A 17,948-nucleotide genomic window follows, 5' to 3' on the forward strand; every position below is an offset into this window, starting at 1 on the left:
GTATGAGGCCGGGCATTTACGCCCGGCCTCTTTCATTTTTGGCCTTCGAAGAAGCCTACCGAGTTGCCGTCAGGATCGGTTCCATAAAAGAACCGGCCTGCGGGAATGGAAATCGGGTCAGAAAGAACCTTGCCGCCAGCCTGTTCAACGCGCTTCATCGTATCCTCAAGTGTGCCCTGCGCGGCCAAATGCAGAGTGGGACCTTCGCCACCTTTGGCAGGTTTGCCCGGATACAAGTGCAACGCGACACCGGTCTCAACCTCGGCAGGTTTGAAGACGGCGATCGGGTTTGGGCCGCTTTCGTCCAGATGCAGCTCAGCCCCAGTCACCTCGGCATAGAATGCTATGGCCTTGTCCAGATTGCTGACGGGCAATTCGCCCCAAACCAGAAAATCTTTGGGTGTGTAGTTCATGGTCTTTCCTCTTGGTTTTGTATTGCGGCACCTTCCCATCACATGATGACAAAAACCGTCATCAGAACAGGTGCTTGACCCACAAGCAAAGCTCTGGCTATCTGGCGCGGACCTTTGGTAGCAAACACTCACGCCAAGGGCTGCCGCCGAACATTTAACGCTGTTGAGCCTGCGGCTGGGCTGGAAGACCTGCCTTGTTTTCGGAGTTGACCGGATCATGCGCGGGCAAACTCCTGAAATGTGGCGCATGAAACAGGAGAGATGCGATGGGCACCCTCGATATTGATTTCGTCCGGGCGCAGTTCCCGGCCTTCGCCGAACCCAGCTTGCAAGGTCAGGCGTTTTTCGAGAATGCCGGGGGATCATATACCTGCAAGCCTGTGATTGACCGGTTGACCCGGTTTTACACACAGCGAAAGGTCCAGCCCTATGCACCCTACGAGGCCAGCCGCCTAGGTGGGGAAGAGATGGACGAGGCCCGCCTGCGTCTGGCCGCAATCATGGGTGTGGATACGGATGAGCTGAGTTTTGGTCCATCGACCACTCAGAACACCTATGTTCTGGCGCAAGCCTTCCGCCAGTGGATGCAGCCCGGCGATGCCATCGTTGTTACCAATCAGGATCACGAGGCCAATTCCGGCCCATGGCGCCGGCTGGCCGAAGACGGAATCGAAATCCGCGAATGGCAGATTGATCTAGAAAGTGGGTCCTTGGACCCGCAGGATCTGGAGAACTTGTTGGACGAGAAAGTGCGCCTGGTCTGTTTCCCGCATTGCTCGAACGTGGTGGGAGAAATCAACCCGGTGACCGAAATCACCGCGATTGCTCATGCCGCAGGTGCGTTTGTCTGCGTTGATGGCGTCTCTTACGCGCCGCACGGTCTTCCGAACGTCGGAGATTTGGGGCCGGATATCTATCTGTTCTCGGCCTATAAAACTTATGGCCCGCATCAGGGCTGCATGGTCATCCGGCGCGCTTTGGGCGAGATGCTTCCAAATCAGGCGCATTATTTCAACGCCGATACGCTGTACAAGCGGTTTACCCCGGCAGGGCCGGATCATGCACAGATTGCGGCGAGTGCCGGTATGGCCGACTATATCGATCTTCTGTGCGACCATCATGGCGGGCCGGAAACAGGCGACGCCGCGCGCGGTGCCTTTGTGCATGATTTGATGCGCGGGCATGAGGTCAAATTGCTGCAGCCCTTGCTTGATGCTGTCAAAGACCGCAACGCGCTGCGGCTGCTTGGCCCCTCCAAAGCAGACATGCGGGCGCCGACAGTGGCATTGTCGTTGAACCGCGCGGCAGAGCCGGTTGCCGCTGAGCTTGCAAAACATGGCATTATGGCAGGCGGAGGCGAATTCTACGCGGTGCGCCCTTTGCAGGCGATGGGCGTCGATGTTGATCAAGGCGTGCTGCGGCTCAGCTTTACCCACTACACGTCGCAACAGGAAATTGATCAGCTTTTGGAGGCGCTTGACCGCGTTTTGTGATCCAGTTTCCGCGTCGCTTCGTAATCCGAAGAAATAAAGGGCGGTTATGGAATCTGAGCACTCTCCGATCATTTTGTGGTTCAGGCGCGATCTGCGATTGGGGGATCATCCAGCAGTTGCAGCAGCGGTGCAGTCGGGTCGCCCCATCGTGCCCGTTTTCATACTTGATGATCAGGCTCAAGGCTTGGGGGCAGCTCCGAAATGGCGGCTTGGCTTGGGTCTGGAAGCATTTGAGAAAAGCCTGACGCAGATTGGCAGCAGGCTGATCTTGCGTCGAGGGACAGCGCTGGATGTACTGCAAGATCTGCTGAAGGAAACCGGTGCAAAATCTGTTTTCTGGTCTCGCGCTTACGATCCAGAGGCAATCCGTCGGGACAAAGAAATCAAGGCGACTTTGACCGACCAAAGGATCGAAGCACGGTCCTATGCAGGCCATCTGCTGTTTGAGCCTTGGACAATTGCCACCAAAACCGGTCAGCCCTTTCGTGTGTTTACTCCGATGTGGCGGTCAGTACAGGGGCGCGATATCCCGACGCCGCAGGCACGACCTTCGAAACTGGCTATACCGGATGCTTGGCCAAAGTCGGATCAACTGTCTGATTGGCACCTGGATCGGGACATGCGTCGCGGGTCGCGGGTCGTTCGACCGTATGTCCGACCTGGAGAAGACGCGGCATTGGATCAGTTGGACGCGTTCTTAGAGCGCATCGATCAGTATTCTGCACAGCGCGATCTACTGGATCAGAGCGGAACTTCTGATCTGTCCGAATATCTTTCACTTGGTGAAATTGGGTCCCGAACGATCTGGCACCGTGTACAAAACGCTGAACTAACCGGCACACGTGGTGGCGAAGCATACTTGCGTCAGCTTGTTTGGCGCGAGTTTGCTTATCACCTGATGTACAATTGGCCGCATCTGCTGACGGATAACTGGAAGCCTGAATGGGATGCATTCCCCTGGAACACAGATGCAGATGCGCCCGAAGTGCGCGCGTGGCAACAGGGCAGAACGGGCATACCGCTTGTCGATGCAGGCTTGCGGCAAATGTATGTGACCGGACGGATGCACAATCGGGCAAGAATGATTGTTGCGAGCTACCTGACGAAACATCTGATGACGCACTGGAAAATCGGCGCAGACTGGTTCGCAGATTGCCTGATTGACTGGGACCCAGCCGCCAATGCGATGGGGTGGCAATGGGTGGCGGGATCTGGCCCGGATGCAGCACCATATTTCCGTATCTTCAACCCCGATACACAGCGTGAGCGGTTTGACCCGAATTCTGACTATCTGCATCGCTGGATCGCTGAGGGTAGGCTAGACCCGTCGCCCACGGCACTTGCCTATTTTGATGCGGTACCACGATCCTGGGGCCTGTCCCATCAAGACGCATACCCTGAGCCGGTGGTCGGGCTGAAAGAGGGCCGTGCCCGGGCATCGGGTGCGTATGAAGCCAGAAAAAACCAGTAAGGAACTGAAAACTTGCCAGAAACCGAATCCCGTCCTAGCTTTATTTCGCAACCGCAGAGGGGAGAGCGGATGTTCTTGACGAGCACCGAAGGGCAGGAAAATCTGCCAAGATATTTTGCACAAGTCTTCAAGATGCTGAACCGGATGGAGAGCGGGCGGCTTGATATAGCATTGCCAGATGGTCGTGTGTTCCGAGCCGACGCGCCCAAGCCTGGCCCCGTTGCCCATGTCGATATTCACGACCCAGATGTGTTTGCACGCTTGGTGCGAGAGGGCGAACTGGGGTTTTCGGATGGTTATCTGGAAGGGGATTGGAGCACGCCTGATTTGCGCAGCTTCATGGACCTCGTGCACCTGGGAACCGAAACCGTATACGACGACTTTACGGGGAAATTTCTTGTTCGCGCCTATGAGAGGCTGCGGTTCTGGTTGCATCGCAACAACAAGACCCAGGCGAAAAAGAACATCTCGTATCACTATGATTTGGGCAATGATTTCTATGGTCTTTGGCTCGACGATACGATGACGTATTCCAGCGCCATTTTTGAGACAGGACAAGAAAGCCTCGAAAAAGCGCAGACTGCCAAATATGCCAGTATGGTTGATGAAATGGGCGCCAAGCCTGGGGATCATATCCTTGAAATCGGATGCGGATGGGGTGGGTTTGCCGAATATGCCGCAAAAGAACGTGGGCTGCGTGTAACAGGGCTGACCATCAGCCAAGAGCAGTTAAAGTTTGCGAAAGAACGCATTGAAAAAGCAGGGCTTGCCGATCTTGTGGAATTTAAACTGCAAGATTATCGCGACGAGCAGGGGCAATATGACGGCATTGCCTCGATCGAAATGTTCGAGGCGGTCGGTCAGAAATACTGGCCTGCGTACTTCAACACCGTCCGAGATCGATTAAAGCCAGGCGCGCATGCGACCTTGCAGATCATCACGGTCGCAGATCACCGCTGGGACGTTTATAAAAACGGTGTTGATTTCATTCAGAAATATATCTTTCCGGGTGGAATGTTGCCAGCCCCGACAATCCTGAGAGAGCAGATTGATCAGGCTGGGCTGACAGTGGTGCGATCCAAAGAGTTTGGCAAAAGCTATGATCTGACGCTGCGCCGTTGGTACGAGACGTTTAATGCCAAATGGGATCAGATCTCGGACATGGGTTTCGATGAGCGTTTTCGCCGCATGTGGAATTATTATTTAACAGCATGCGGCGCAGCCTTTGACACGGGTAATTGTGATGTGACACAGATCACAGTAGCTAAACCCAGTTGAAGAACGGATAATCCGAATGCCTACAGCCTCACGTCTCGTTGCCGCGTTGTGTCTGCTGGTGATCGCATTTCTTGTTTCGGGCATGATTATCGACAACGGGGAAGAGGGCAAGGATTACGGCTACTTCACCTATATCAACATGGGTCTGGGTCTGATCTGTGGCTGGGTTGTTATGGGGAAACGTGCAGGCCGCGGCTGGACCGCAGCCATCAACAACGGTTTAACCGGGGTTGCGGCGCTCGTGTTCTGGGGACTTTTTGTCCAAGGCACGCATGAGATGTTCAGCCAGGCCATGCGTCACCGCTTTGGCGGCCCGTTCGAAGCCCTGCTTGCCATTTTCGAGATTGGGATCGACTTTGGCAAACAACTGGTGGTACCCGAGATTTTGATAACACTTGGGGTCGGCGCGATACTAAGCGGAATTCTCACCGAAATCGCCTCTCGCCGCTGGCGCTAAGTCTGATCTGCCAAATCGGGATCTCTAACTTTGTCTGACCTGTTTTTCTATGGCACTTTGCGCCATGTGCCTTTGCTCGAGCTTGTTATGGGGCGCAATGCTGACGCTTTGTCGGTGACTCAAGCGGTGTTGCCTGATCATGCGGTATACTCCGCCTTGGATCAGCCCTTTCCAATGATAATGGCGGAACCAGGCAGTGAGGCCAAAGGCTTGCTGGTACGTGGGTTAGGGGAAGCAGAGCGCGCCCGCTTGGCATTTTATGAAGGCGGATTTGAATATGACCTTCGCCCACAGACAATCATGACAGCCGACGGGACCCAACATCAGGCGTTGGTGTTCTTCCCCGATCTTGCCGCCTGGGAAGCTGGCACACCATGGGATATCGAGGACTGGTCCAAAGACTGGGGCGAGGTTTCATTACTGGCAGCGGAAGAGGTGATGGCCCATTACGGCAGGATTGATGCCGCTGCCATAGCGCGCAGTTTTCCGGCCATTCGCATGCGCGCTTGGGCAAAGCTTGCAGCAAGACAGCGCGGAAATGGCGACGATCGTACCATTGCGCATGACGTGATCGTCAAAGAACGCAAACAGGCCTATATCAACTATTTCGCAATGGATGAGGCCCAGCTCCAGCACCGTCAGAATAATGGCGCAATGAGCCCGGTACTACATCGCAGCGGAATGATGCAGGGAACGGCTGTGATCGTCCTGCCTTACGACCCGGTGCGCGATACGGTGTTGTTGGTGGAACAGTTCCGCGCGCCCGTATTTTTGATTGACGATCCCGAACCATGGATGTGGGAGCCCGTCGCCGGTATGATCGATCCCGGTGAAACACCCGAACAAGCGGCCCTGCGCGAGGCAAAGGAAGAGGCGCAAATATCACTGAGCCGTTTGGAATTTGCCGGTGGTGCCTATTCCTCGAGTGGGTCCTCTACTGAATACGTCTATCTCTATGTTGGGCTGGGTGATCTGACCCATACCGTTGAAAGCGGTGGATTGGCGTCGGAAGGCGAAGATATCCGAAGCAAAATTCTACCTTTTGATGAATTCATGAAGATGGTAGACGCCCATGTTTTCAAGGATTTACCGCTCTTGACCTTGGCGCATTGGTTGGCGCGAAACCGTGAGCGCCTGCGTACGTGACTATCCCGACTTGTGATCATGTCGGGGCACCTGTAAATCTGCTGAAATACCATATGACAAGAGGACGCCATGCGCATTGCAAAAGACCTTGCCGACGCGGTCGGGAAAACACCTCTGATCCGGCTGCGACGCGTCAGCGACGAGACGGGCTGCGAAATCCTCGGCAAGGCCGAATTCATGAATCCAGGCCAGTCGGTCAAAGACCGGGCCGCGCTGTATATCATCCGTGATGCGATCGCGCGTGGCGACTTGAAACCGGGTGGCACGATCGTTGAGGGCACAGCAGGGAACACGGGCATTGGCCTTGCGCTGGTTGGTGCTTCGATGGGGTTCAAGACAGTGATCGTGATCCCCGAAACCCAATCGGAAGAAAAGAAAGACATGCTCCGCCTTGCCGGGGCGCAACTGGTGCAGGTGCCTGCAGCGCCTTACCGCAATCCCAACAACTTTGTGCATTATTCACGTCGTTTGGCCGAAGAACTGGCGCAGACCGAGCCGAATGGAGCCGTCTGGGCGAACCAGTTCGATAACGTCGCAAACCGTCAAGCGCATGTGGAGACAACGGGTCCCGAAATCTGGGAACAAACGGGCGGCAAAGTCGATGGCTTCATCTGTGCCGTTGGTTCCGGTGGTACCCTTGCAGGTGTGGCCGATGCGTTGCAGCCCAAAGGTGTCAAGATTGGTTTGGCGGATCCGATGGGGGCAGGGCTCTATTCTTATTACACCACTGGTGAAATCGCGATGGAGGGTGGCTCGATCGCGGAGGGCATCGGGCAAGTTCGGATTACGAAGAACCTAGAAGGGTTCACCCCAGATCATTCCTGGCAGATCACAGACAACGAAGCTCTGCCATATATCTTCGATCTGCTGCGCGAAGAGGGCTTGGTGATGGGTGGCTCGACCGCGATCAACATCGCCGGTGCGGTTCGTCTGGCAAAAGAGCTGGGACCGGGACATACCATCGTAACCATCTTGTGCGACTATGGTACGCGCTACCAATCGAAGCTGTTCAATCCCGAGTTCCTGCGGGAGAAAGAACTGCCTGTTCCAGACTGGATGACCGAAGCGCCGCGTAGCATTCCCGGCGTGTTTGAGGACGTGTAATGCTGCGACAGGTCCGCCTGTTTCTGGTACTGATTTTAGTCTGTCTCATCGGGCTGGGTGGCGTCGCGTCTGCCCAGCTGACCGACAGACAGAGTGAATATTATCAGGGCTGGGTCAGCACGGCGGACCGTGCGGAATCTGTTATCCGGGCCAATCGAGCCTCGAACGCCGCGCTCGAGAATTTGCGTTCAGAAATAAATAATTACCGCGAAGACTTTAACAACGCGCGGAGCGCAAATACAGATCGGCTTCAGACGCTGGAAAGCCAGCTCAAAGCGCTTGGGCCGAAGCCTGCCGAGGGTGAATCTGAGCCTGAAGACATCGCCAAGCTGCGCGAACATCTCGAAACCCAGATAAACAGTTTGCGGGTCCCGCGTATTATCTCGGAAGAGGCGTTCAGCCGTGCCAATGGTCTGATCGGTGAAATCGACCGGATCATCCGTGATCGACAGAAAAAAGAGATGCTGGAACGTGGGCCATCGCCGCTCAATCCAGTTTATTGGACCCCCGCCTGGTCGGATATCAAGGAAGCGACGCAAAGCCTGATTAATGAAACCGTCGAGAATATGCGGTCCGACGTGGTTCGTGAGCAGGTGCGCGAGCGTGGTCTTGGTATCATTGTCCTGTTGATCATCTCGGCAGTGCTGCTGCTTTTCGGGCGCAAGTGGTCAGAGAAGGGGGGCGAGTTTCTGCGCTCATTCGGCGGCAGTGGCAGCGGCGTTTGGACCTTTGTCGTCTCGCTGTTGCGCATATTGCTGCCGTGGTTGGGCGTAGTGGCATTGGTGAGTGCCATCGTCATGACAGGCGTACTTGGCTTACGCGGTACGCTGTTGTTCCAAAAAGTTCCGTATTGGGCCGCAATCATATTCTATTTTGATTGGATTGGCCGGCAGGTTTACCTGATGGGCGCTGCCCAGAACTTTCAAAGGTTGTCCGCAGGCAAAATCAAAGAGTTGCGGGTCTATATTGATCTATTGGCGGTCATGCTGATCCTTCATGATCTTACGCTTCTGTTTGAACAGATTGAGAATATCTCGGACGCGACCCGTGCGGTTGTGAGTTTTCCAATCGTTGTGGCGACCGCGTTGCTTCTGCTGCGTGTGCGTCAAATCCGGCAATCAGAGCCGCAGCAAGAGCAGGCAGAGCAAGAGGCGACCCGACGTGCTGCCGGATTCAGTCAACTGGTCGAGTTTCTGCGGCGCGCTCTGTTCATGCTCGGGATCGCGACTCCAGTCTTAGGGGCCTTTGGCTATATTAATGCTGCTGAAGCAATCGTATTCCCTGCCGTCAAGACACTGGTGCTAATCGCGGCTCTCGTGATCGTTCAACGTTTTGTCAGCACGATCTATGGCTGGCTTTCTGGGCAGGGGGACGCAGCGCGCGATTCCCTGTTCTCAGTATTGGTTGGGTTCGCGCTTGCGATCGTAGCGCTGCCAATTCTCGCGCTTTATTGGGGCGCACGCGAAACGGATCTGCGCGAAGCGTGGTCGCGAATTCTGCTGGGATTCGATATCGGTGGCGTGACGATTTCACCCAGCAATTTCCTGACCTTCATCGCCGTATTTGCGATCGGCTATACGTTGACGCGCCTGCTGCAAAGCGGGCTGCGGAATTCGTTGCTGCCGAAAACCAGCATCGATCCTGGTGGGCAAAATGCCATCGTTTCGGGAACTGGCTATGTCGGGATATTTCTGGCGGCCCTGATCGCGATCATGGTTGCCGGATTTGACTTGTCGTCGCTTGCGATCGTGGCAGGGGCTCTGTCCGTTGGTATCGGTTTCGGCCTTCAAACCATCGTTTCAAACTTTGTCTCAGGAATTATCCTGCTGGTTGAGCGCCCGATCTCCAAGGGCGATTGGATCGATGTGAATGGGATGATGGGATATGTCCGTGACATCTCGGTCCGGTCCACGCGGATCGAGACGTTTGATCGGACGGATGTGATCGTTCCCAATTCGGACCTGATCAGCGGGGTGGTGACCAACTACACCCGAGGCAACACGATTGGCCGGGTGATCGTGCCGGTGGGGGTGGCCTATGGCACAGACACCCGCAAAGTTGAGACCATTCTGGGCGAGATCGCCAACGGGCATCCCATGGTTCTGGCCAACCCAGCGCCGAGTGTCGTGTTCCAGGGGTTTGGTGCAGATTCTCTGGATTTTGAAATCCGGGCAATCTTGCGGGATGTAAATTGGGTTCTGTCTGTCAAATCCGACATGAACCACGAGATCAATCGTCGGTTCGTTGAAGAGGGTATCGAGATTCCGTTTGCCCAGCGTGATCTGTGGTTGAGAAATCCAGAGGTTCTGTCAGGCCAGCCTGAGGCCGCCGAGCCCAAAGATGATCTCCCTCAGTCTGCACCGTCCTCAAGGCCGGCAGATCTGACGGCCGACGATCTGGACGGTTCCGGAGACGCGGATGCAGATGGTGACGGTCGCTGAATTTTCGACCTAATCAATTTTTTCAAATGATTATCGGGTTGTTACATTTCGATGTATTCTGAGAGTTATTTAGGAGAAATATTGATGGTCACTTTTTCACATAGTCTTGCGCGTATTGCGGTTTGGAATCTGGCAGGTTTTAACCCGGTGAACACGAGCCTTGGCATCCCGGCGAATAGCGATCGGGTTGCGCATCAGATCGAAGGTCTGGCTTTGCTTGACGCAGAATTGATCACGTTGGTTGAGGTCAGCCCAATCGAACATATCAACCGACTGGCGGCGGGATTGGCGGATAAGGGTTTGGACTATCAGGTCAAGATCTTACCGCAGCCAAATGGTAACATTCATATCGGGTTCCTTCACAAGCCGGGCGTCTCGGTGTCGGGGCTTCAACTCATCGACGGCTCGGAAGGAGATGATCCCGGAGGCCGACAGGCGCTGATTGCCGATGTCGAGGTCGGCAAGTTCAAGGCCAAGCTGATAGCAGTGCACTTAAAGTCAGGCCGTGACCGACCCGAACAACAAATTCGGGACAGCCAGTGCAAAATTATCGGCGACAAGATCGCCGAAATCCGTGCAACCCCGGGGCTGACCCAGTGCACGATCCTGCTGATGGGCGATTTCAATATGATCCCCGGTCAGGATGTCAGCAATTTCCATCATCTCGGTGGGGATGACATGATGGACTTTGTATCGTGCTGGGACCTGCAGGATCGGTTCTCGCATATTTTGGATAAGGGGCGCGCTAATTTGCTGGACGGTTTCGCCGTTTCACGGACGTACTCCACCGATTACGTCCGCGGCAGCCTGCGCTTGTTTCCGATGCACTGGACCATGAATATGGGGCGTGAGGCATTCAAGGACGAAGTGTCGGATCATCTGCCATTCGTGGCCAGCTTTCGGATTTTCTGAGCCATCCCTTCTTGCGATTGGGGCCTTGCGCTCGGTTCGGAAATTCGCATAAGACACCCCTAACGGAGAGGTGGCCGAGTGGTCGAAGGCGCACGCCTGGAAAGTGTGTAGGCGGGAAACCGTCTCCAGGGTTCGAATCCCTGTCTCTCCGCCATTCAAACCTGCGCAACTGGATTTCTACCGCAATTTCGAACGATTGATCTATGTCGGACGGAGGGCCGATTTCGTGAGTATCGATCTGATGTAATTGTGTATTATTCATTGCATGAGCAAGGAAACAACCTGACCTGTTTCGGGTCTCTGCCGCGAGGCCAATGGCAATTGCACCACAAGCGAACGGTCTGTCCGACAGCTTTGCTCATGCGCCGCAACGAGTGCCCCAGAGTTCAATGCCTCTTCGATCAGGCAGAGATGCCCCATAAGCACCCCCGCACCTGCTTTGGCCTCCTCCACCGCAAGGCTATAGAGCGAAAATCTTGGTCCAGCTTTTTCATTCTTAATCTCGAAACCTGTTTTTTGAGACCACATAGACCAATCGTCATTCCACGTTTGATCATGCAGTATCGGAACCCCCTCGTAACAGTTCTCTGATTGAACGCGATCCAGAAGTTCGGGCGCACATACCGGAGTGATTACATCTCGGATCAGAACAACTTGGTTTGATGAGGTTTTATGATTTGCGAAGAAAATCGACAGATCAAACATCTCGCGTGAGAGGCTTGGTGGTGTTTCCATCGCGGTGACTGAAAAATTGATATCGGGCAGCCGCTCTCGAATGCGACGCAACCGCTTTGGGAGCCAAAGTTGGGCAACGGCGGGCAGGGCGGCGATGTGAAAATCGGGGTTAGGTTTTAGGTTGTGTAAGGCGCGGGCAGCGTCGCCTATCTGATCAAACGCTGAAGTAAATACCGCGACAAGTGACTGCCCCTCGGTCGTGAGTTCAACGCCTTGCGCGTTCCGACGAAACAGCGGTGCGCCAGCCCAACCCTCAAGCGCTTTTATGTGCTGCGAGATCGCACCCGGCGATACATTCAACTCTTCCGCTGCCGCAACAAAGCTGACATGGCGCGCGGCCGCCTCAAAGGCGCGCATGGCATTCAGCGGAGGTCCTGTCGGACGTTTCGGGGCGACGCTCATTCTATTAGCCTTAGTTTTTCTACGCCAAGAAATAACAATTCTGCTTTGCGATGTCACGTGACTGCAGCCAAAGTGGCACAAACTAGGAGGATGTCAGATGACACTTGTACAACGAGATTGGGTGCCAACCGCCTGTGAGACCCTGGTTCAGGACATCGCGTGCAAAGCCGCCTCTGAATCGTCAGACAACCTTTTGTCACGCATTCAGAACTTAGCCGATGAAAACCGGCGCATTCATGAGAAAGAGTGCTTTAACCTGAACCCCGCGACAAATGTTATGAATCCAAAGGCTGAGGCGCTTTTGTCCTCTGGTATCGGGTCCAGGCCATCGCTGGGCTATCCCGGCGACAAATATGAGATGGGGTTGGAAGCGATTGAAGAGATCGAAGTCATCGCCGCTGAGCTGTGTGCCGATGTTTTCGATGCCCAGTTTGCCGAGGTCCGGGTGCCCTCTGGTGCAATCGCCAATCTCTATGGTTTCATGGCGACTTGTAAAGCCGGCGACACAATTATTGCGCCACCCGCATCGATAGGGGGCCATGTGACTCACCATTTGACCGGATGTGCGGGCCTATTTGGGCTGCGCACAATCGAAGCTCCGGTCAATGCCGACGGATATACTGTCGATCTCGACCAGTTGCGCGCGATTGCAAGGGTTGAACGCCCTAAGCTGATAACGGTTGGGGGTAGCTTGAATCTGTTTGAGCATCCGGTGGCCGAAGTGCGTGCGATTGCGGATGATGTTGGTGCAAAGGTGATGTTCGATGCCGCACATCAATGCGGCATCATTGCTGGGCGCGCATGGTCCAACCCACTGAAAGAGGGTGCGCATTTTATGACGATGAGCACTTACAAAAGCCTCGGTGGTCCAGCTGGAGGTTTGATTGTGTCGAATGATGCAGAGATCGCCAAATCGCTGGATGCAATTGCATTTCCCGGTATGACCGCAAATTTCGATGCAGCTAAGACTGCGGCGCTTGCCGTTACAATGCTGGACTGGAAAGAGCATGGCACGGCTTATGCGAAAGAGATGATCGCGATGTCGAAAGCACTTTCCAAGGCTTTGGATGCGCTTGGCGTTCCTGTTTTTTCTGGTGCGGAAGGCTTCACCAACTCTCATCAATTTGCAGTGCTGGCGGCTTCTTATAGAGGGGGGCAGGCAGCATCCAAAGCACTGCGCAAGTGTGGGTTTCTTGCGTGCGGTATCGGGCTGCCGGTAGAGCCGGTAGAAGGTGATATGAACGGCCTTCGCATTGGCACACCCGAGCTGGTGCGGTGGGGCATGACGTCTGATGGTGCTGAACGTTTAGCAAACCTGATTAAGCTTGGGCTAGTTGGCGAGGACATTCTGTCAGAGGTCTCTGCATGGCGATCGGAATTCGACAAAGTGCACTTTGTGATATGATCTGGTTGCGGCCACTCGAGCCATTGGACTCGATTGGCCGCTCTCGCCGCGCCGCCGAAACATAGAAACCTTCGCAAAGTATATTTGCAACCCAGCCTTTTGCGTGGGGCGAATTATTTCCTGTCGACTTCCTTCAAACCTTCAATTTGAAGGTCAAACCCCTCATGAATGTGGCGGGTGATTGTTTCCAAGGCTTCGGTCACGTCGCCTGTCGCAATCGCATCGACGAGCATAAGATGGTTTCCAAGGGATTTGGAGATATCGACGTTTTCGATCGCTGAAAACAAATGGAACGCCATGGCCTTGCCCCAGATCATATCGAACATATCGATCAGAAACTTGTTGCCAGCCTCGACCATGAAGGCGCGGTGGATGCGCCGGTTAGCGACAAAGTAGTCCCGCGTCGTAGGTTGGGTCAGGTCCTCTTCGCGACGTATAAGCTCGCGTAGACGGTCCAGCACCTCAGGTTTTGCATGAACCGCAAGGATGCGCGCGGCCTGACCTTCGATTGCAGCGCGGGCCTGATACAATTGCCTGACCTCTGCCTGATCCATGCGGGCCAGCCGAAATCCTCCGCTTGCGGCCACTTCCAGCACGCCTTCGGTTTCCAACCGCATCAGCGCCTCGCGCACGGGCGTGCGGCTGATATTCAACTCGGCGGCCAGCTTTTCCTGCACCAGCCGATCTTCACCTGTGATCTCGCGACTCATGATGGCTTCGACCAATTGGTCATAGACCTCGTCCGCAAGACGCCTACGTTGTGTTTTGATCTGTTTCAGAGCCACTCGGAGCCTCTCTTTCTGTTCTTTCTGAATTCTGTATTCAAAAAAGCAGCGGGTGCCAAGGCGATTGGGGTTGCTATTGTTCGTGTACTGTATACAGTATACAGACGTGAATGAACAGGGAGCTCTTCATGTGTGGAATTGCTGGTAGGATACTGGCCGCGCCCGGAAAGGTAGGGGCGGACCTGGTTGACCTGATGGATGCGCAGGAACACCGGGGGGCCGACAGCACTGGGTTTGCCGTTTATGGCGTGCCGCGGGAAACGGGGTACGTTCTGAGAGGAATGGGCTTCAACAAGGCGCAGCAGGATTCCGATCTGTCCGAGTTTGAGGCCGTTCTGCGTGAACACGGAAGCGGTTTCCTTTCCGATCCTGAAATCCTTACGGACCAGAACCGCCACTACTGCTTTCGGATGGAGATTTCGGATCCATCGAATTTGCAAGCCTGGGTCGCGGATGCAGATGAGCTGACAGATCGCATCGAAATACAATCCTGTGGCCGCAGCCTTGAGATCATCAAAGATATCGGTGGCGCCGAAGCGGTGGCTGAAAAGCACGGTGTGCGCGACATGATCGGGACTCATGGGTTAGGCCATGCACGGCTGGCCACGGAAAGCTCGGTCCTGCCCAACGCCTCGCACCCGTTCTGGGCGCGCCCGTTTTCGGATGTGGCGATCGTGCACAACGGGCAAATCACCGACTATTTCACATGGCGCGATAGGCTGACCCGCATGGGCTATCGGTTCTTGACCGAAAACGACAGCGAGTTGATTGCCGTCTGGGTCAGCGACCAGATGAAGGCCGGTTTGACGATGGAGCAGGCGCTGAAGAAATCTATTACCTCAATCGATGGTGTCTTTACTTACATGATCGCAACACCGAACGGGATCGGGTTTGCCAAGGATCGGTTTGCGATGAAGCCGTTGGTCGTAGTCAATCGCAATGGCGATCTGGCCGCTGCGACTGAGGAACAAGCGGTTCGCCGGGTGATGACAGAGGAATGCGATGTTATCAACTACGACGGCCCATCCCTGACCGGTATCTGGGGCGTTGGAAACCGGAGCTTGGCGGCATGAACGAGGTGGCAGCAAAGATGGATGAGATCGTCATCGAAGTCGGCGAGCGCCATATCCGCGAAGTGAACCGCGATATCATGGAGGCCTGCGCAACCGGTCGACCTATCCGCGTCGTCGACACGCTGTCGCGCCATAACCTGGGCGTGGGTCTTCCGGACAATGTGGATATCACTTTTGAAGGATCGGTTGGGTATTATTGCGGTGGTCTCAATACCGGTGCGAATATCAAAATCGAACGCAACTGCGGCTGGGCCGTGGGAGAGGGCATGGCAAATGGTCATATCACTGTCGGTGGCTATGCTGGAATGTCCTGTGGTGCCGCGATGATTGGCGGCACAATCCATGTCAAAGGCGACGCAGGTCCACGGGTCGGTGTTGCGATGAAAGGTGGCAACATCGTTGTCGAAGGCAAGATCGGCTATCAGTCCGGCTTTATGGCGCATTCCGGGCGCATCATTGCGCTTGGCGGGGCAGGGGAATCCTGTGCCGACGCGCTGTGGGAGGGAGAGGTCTGGGTGGCCGGAGACGTCGACAGCCTTGGTGTGGATGTCGACGTGATCGAACCAACAGCAGAAGAAGTGGCCGAGGTCGATGCGATCCTCGATCCCCTTGGACTGGTCGACAGTTCGCGAAATTGGCGCAAAATGGTTTCGGGCCAGCGTCTTTGGTATTTTGAAAGCAGGGACGCAAACGCATGGCTCATGATCTGAGTAAACCTTACGAATATCCGTTCGACGTTGCCTCGGAAGAGGAAATCAGGTTCCGGGATGCGGGTGCAATTGAAGGCCGTCCAGCCGGTGTTCCGTCCTCTTATGATGAAGGCGGTTCGACCCGCTGGACGCCCGAGGCGATCTCGGAAGTTCACGCGCTGGCGCAGCTTGGGCGTTATCAGGTGCGCGGGTACAACACGTTCAACAAGCGGTTGCCGACGTTCGATGATCTGACATTCGTTCCCGCGACAATGACGCGTCTTCCCCTGGAGGGGTATCGCGAGAATTGCGATACGACGACAGTTCTGGGTGGAGGGCGCGGCCTTGTAGAACGCCCGCTTGAGCTGAAAATTCCGATCTATATCGCCTCGATGTCCTTTGGTGCCTTGTCGGCATCGGCAAAAGCATCGCTGGGTTATGGGGCCTCGAAAGTCGGAACCATGACCTGCACGGGTGAGGGTGGCATGCTGGAAGAGGAGCGCGAAGCCTCCCAACGCCTGCTCTATCAGATGTCGCCCGCCCGGTATGGTGTGGATCTGGATCACTTGCGCCGCGCGGATGCTTTGGAACTGGTCGTGGGGCAAGGGGCAAAGCCGGGCACCGGCGGGTTGCTGCTGGGCATGAAAGTCAGCCCGCGGGTCAGCCAGATGCGGACGTTGCCTGAAGGTGTGGACCAGCGGTCGACCATTCGCCACCCCGATTTCCTGGGCGCGGATGATCTGGCGGTGAAGATCGAAGAGCTGCGGATTGCCACCAACTATCAGGTGCCGATCTTCATCAAGATGGGCGCAACACGTCCCCGATTTGACGTTGCGGTCGCGGCGAAGGCGGGTGCGGATGTTGTGGTCGTTGATGGTGCCGAAGGTGGCACAGGGGCGTCTCCGGAGCTATTGCTGAACCATACAGGTATCCCAACGATGAGCGCCATTCGCGCAGCACGCGAGGCTTTGGATGAATGCGGCATGACCGGTAAGGTTTCACTTGTGGCTGCTGGCGGTATCCGGTCCGGCGTGGATGCCGCGAAGTGCCTGGCACTTGGCGCGGATGCCGTGATGATCGGGAACGCGGCTATGGTTGCGCTGGGATGCAACAGCCCGCGCTATTTGGATGATTACGCTGCCTTGGGAACTTCGCCCGGTGCGTGCCATCACTGCCATACAGGGCGTTGCCCGGTTGGCATTGCGACACAGGACGAAACACTGGAAGCGCGCATGAACCCGAACGCTGGCGCTGAACGCATTGCGCGCTATCTGACCGCCATGACGATGGAGATTACGGCATTGGCCAAAGCTTGCGGTAAATCCTCGGTCCGCAATTTGGAAACCGAAGACCTGCGCGCGCTCAGCTTCGAAGCATCAGCCTTCACCGGGGTGAAAATGGCTGGAATTGACAGGGCTTACGACTGGTGAAAATCGCAGTTCTTGAGTTGACAAGCCATCCGCTGCCTTTACTGGAGGGGATGCCCCGAACCGCGCAGCAGATTGAAGAATGGATCGCTCCGCATCTGCCTGAGGCCGAGTTCATGGTGGTAGGGGTTGTCGATGGGGAACCTCTGCCTGATGCCTCCGATTTCGACGGTGTCATCGTCGGCGGGTCTGAATTCGGGGTCTACGACGACACCGACTGGATGAATCCGCTGCGCCGATTTCTTGAACGCTGCAGAATCATACACAAACCAGTCTTTGGCATCTGTTTCGGGCACCAGATCATGGCTGATGTCTATGGTGGGTGCGCCGAGAAAGCCGAGGTGGGCAACATCGTTGGCGCGCGTTCTTTCAAGTATAGCGAAGACAGAGTCGACGCGTTTGTCTGGCATCAGGATCAGGTGACGAGCGTTCCAGATTCAGCTCGGGTAACAGGGTCAGCAGGCCATTGTCCTGTTGGCGCACTGGATTATGACTTTCCCGCGCGGTCGGTGCAGTTTCATCCCGAATATCAGGCGCATCACCTGCGCGATCTGTTCACAAGGGGGCGAGAGATTCTTCTATCGGCTTCCGAAGCAGACGAGGGGATGACCTCGGTCTACGCCGCAAATGTCCCTAATGATCTTGCTGCGCTTCAGGCGGTGGAACTGTTTCGGGGCACCTACATTCAGCAACGATAAATTCGTAAGGCAAGGAGTT

Annotated in this window: 16 protein-coding genes and 1 tRNA gene; 14 read left to right on the plus strand and 3 right to left on the minus strand. The window is 55.4% G+C overall.

Going from position 1 to position 17,948, the window contains the following annotated elements:
• Positions 1 to 32: 32 nt before the first annotated feature.
• The gene (locus ACR0B3_RS01790) at positions 33 to 413 is read right to left on the minus strand and encodes a VOC family protein (RefSeq protein WP_480807598.1); all 381 of its coding nucleotides are present in this window, start codon (positions 411 to 413) and stop codon (positions 33 to 35) included.
• Between the two features lie 266 nt (positions 414 to 679).
• Here ACR0B3_RS01790 and ACR0B3_RS01795 point away from each other — a divergent pair, with 266 nt between their 5' ends.
• The 9 genes from ACR0B3_RS01795 to ACR0B3_RS01835 all read left to right on the plus strand — a co-directional run bounded on the left by ACR0B3_RS01795 (position 680) and on the right by ACR0B3_RS01835 (position 10,869).
• Positions 680 to 1,906 carry an aminotransferase class V-fold PLP-dependent enzyme gene (locus ACR0B3_RS01795; RefSeq protein WP_480807599.1) on the plus strand — a complete coding sequence of 409 codons (1,227 nt, stop codon included), beginning with the start codon at positions 680 to 682 and terminating at the stop codon, positions 1,904 to 1,906.
• 46 nt (positions 1,907 to 1,952) lie between these two features.
• The gene (locus ACR0B3_RS01800; protein WP_480807600.1) at positions 1,953 to 3,377 is read left to right on the plus strand and encodes a cryptochrome/photolyase family protein; all 1,425 of its coding nucleotides are present in this window, start codon (positions 1,953 to 1,955) and stop codon (positions 3,375 to 3,377) included.
• Positions 3,378 to 3,446: 69 nt separating this feature from the next.
• Complete coding sequence (locus tag ACR0B3_RS01805) at positions 3,447 to 4,655, plus strand: class I SAM-dependent methyltransferase (RefSeq protein WP_480807601.1); 1,209 nt, start codon at positions 3,447 to 3,449, stop codon at positions 4,653 to 4,655.
• Between the two features lie 16 nt (positions 4,656 to 4,671).
• The gene (locus ACR0B3_RS01810) at positions 4,672 to 5,112 is read left to right on the plus strand and encodes a TrgA family protein (RefSeq protein ID WP_170719472.1); all 441 of its coding nucleotides are present in this window, start codon (positions 4,672 to 4,674) and stop codon (positions 5,110 to 5,112) included.
• A 30-nt stretch (positions 5,113 to 5,142) separates the two neighbouring features.
• A complete protein-coding gene (locus ACR0B3_RS01815) occupies positions 5,143 to 6,258 on the plus strand; it encodes an NUDIX domain-containing protein (protein WP_480807602.1) in 1,116 nt (371 codons plus the stop codon).
• Between the two features lie 69 nt (positions 6,259 to 6,327).
• Positions 6,328 to 7,362, plus strand: a complete 1,035-nt coding sequence (locus tag ACR0B3_RS01820) for a cysteine synthase A (RefSeq protein ID WP_480807603.1) — start codon at positions 6,328 to 6,330, stop codon at positions 7,360 to 7,362.
• A complete protein-coding gene (locus ACR0B3_RS01825; RefSeq protein ID WP_480807604.1) occupies positions 7,362 to 9,803 on the plus strand; it encodes a DUF3772 domain-containing protein in 2,442 nt (813 codons plus the stop codon). The genes ACR0B3_RS01820 and ACR0B3_RS01825 overlap by 1 nt, the downstream gene beginning before the upstream one ends.
• A gap of 84 nt (positions 9,804 to 9,887) precedes the next feature.
• On the plus strand, positions 9,888 to 10,715 hold the full coding sequence (locus tag ACR0B3_RS01830; RefSeq protein ID WP_480807605.1) for an endonuclease/exonuclease/phosphatase family protein: 828 nt from the start codon (positions 9,888 to 9,890) through the stop codon (positions 10,713 to 10,715).
• 64 nt (positions 10,716 to 10,779) lie between these two features.
• A tRNA-Ser gene (locus ACR0B3_RS01835) sits at positions 10,780 to 10,869 on the plus strand.
• Between the two features lie 104 nt (positions 10,870 to 10,973).
• Here the strand turns inward: ACR0B3_RS01835 and ACR0B3_RS01840 are convergent.
• Positions 10,974 to 11,852, minus strand: coding sequence for a LysR family transcriptional regulator (locus ACR0B3_RS01840; protein ID WP_480807606.1), 879 nt, complete (start codon positions 11,850 to 11,852; stop codon positions 10,974 to 10,976).
• A gap of 97 nt (positions 11,853 to 11,949) precedes the next feature.
• Between ACR0B3_RS01840 and ACR0B3_RS01845 the strand changes: the two genes are divergently transcribed.
• Positions 11,950 to 13,257, plus strand: a complete 1,308-nt coding sequence (locus ACR0B3_RS01845; RefSeq protein WP_480807607.1) for an aminotransferase class I/II-fold pyridoxal phosphate-dependent enzyme — start codon at positions 11,950 to 11,952, stop codon at positions 13,255 to 13,257.
• 113 nt (positions 13,258 to 13,370) lie between these two features.
• Here ACR0B3_RS01845 and ACR0B3_RS01850 read toward each other — a convergent pair whose 3' ends face one another.
• Entirely contained in the window at positions 13,371 to 14,042 is a 672-nt protein-coding gene (locus ACR0B3_RS01850) for a GntR family transcriptional regulator (RefSeq protein ID WP_480807608.1), read from the minus strand.
• Between the two features lie 128 nt (positions 14,043 to 14,170).
• Here ACR0B3_RS01850 and ACR0B3_RS01855 point away from each other — a divergent pair, with 128 nt between their 5' ends.
• From ACR0B3_RS01855 to ACR0B3_RS01870, 4 genes are read left to right on the plus strand one after another with little or no spacing between them, the layout of a single operon-like run.
• Entirely contained in the window at positions 14,171 to 15,115 is a 945-nt protein-coding gene (locus ACR0B3_RS01855; protein WP_480807609.1) for a class II glutamine amidotransferase domain-containing protein, read from the plus strand.
• On the plus strand, positions 15,112 to 15,825 hold the full coding sequence (locus ACR0B3_RS01860) for a GltB/FmdC/FwdC-like GXGXG domain-containing protein (protein WP_480807610.1): 714 nt from the start codon (positions 15,112 to 15,114) through the stop codon (positions 15,823 to 15,825). The genes ACR0B3_RS01855 and ACR0B3_RS01860 overlap by 4 nt, the downstream gene beginning before the upstream one ends.
• A complete protein-coding gene (locus ACR0B3_RS01865) occupies positions 15,810 to 17,234 on the plus strand; it encodes an FMN-binding glutamate synthase family protein (RefSeq protein ID WP_480807611.1) in 1,425 nt (474 codons plus the stop codon). Before ACR0B3_RS01860 ends, ACR0B3_RS01865 begins: the two co-directional genes overlap by 16 nt.
• On the plus strand, positions 17,231 to 17,929 hold the full coding sequence (locus ACR0B3_RS01870; protein ID WP_480807612.1) for a type 1 glutamine amidotransferase: 699 nt from the start codon (positions 17,231 to 17,233) through the stop codon (positions 17,927 to 17,929). The genes ACR0B3_RS01865 and ACR0B3_RS01870 overlap by 4 nt, the downstream gene beginning before the upstream one ends.
• The last annotated feature ends 19 nt before the right edge of the window (positions 17,930 to 17,948 follow it).

The organism is Ruegeria sp. CE9 (genome assembly GCF_056537425.1).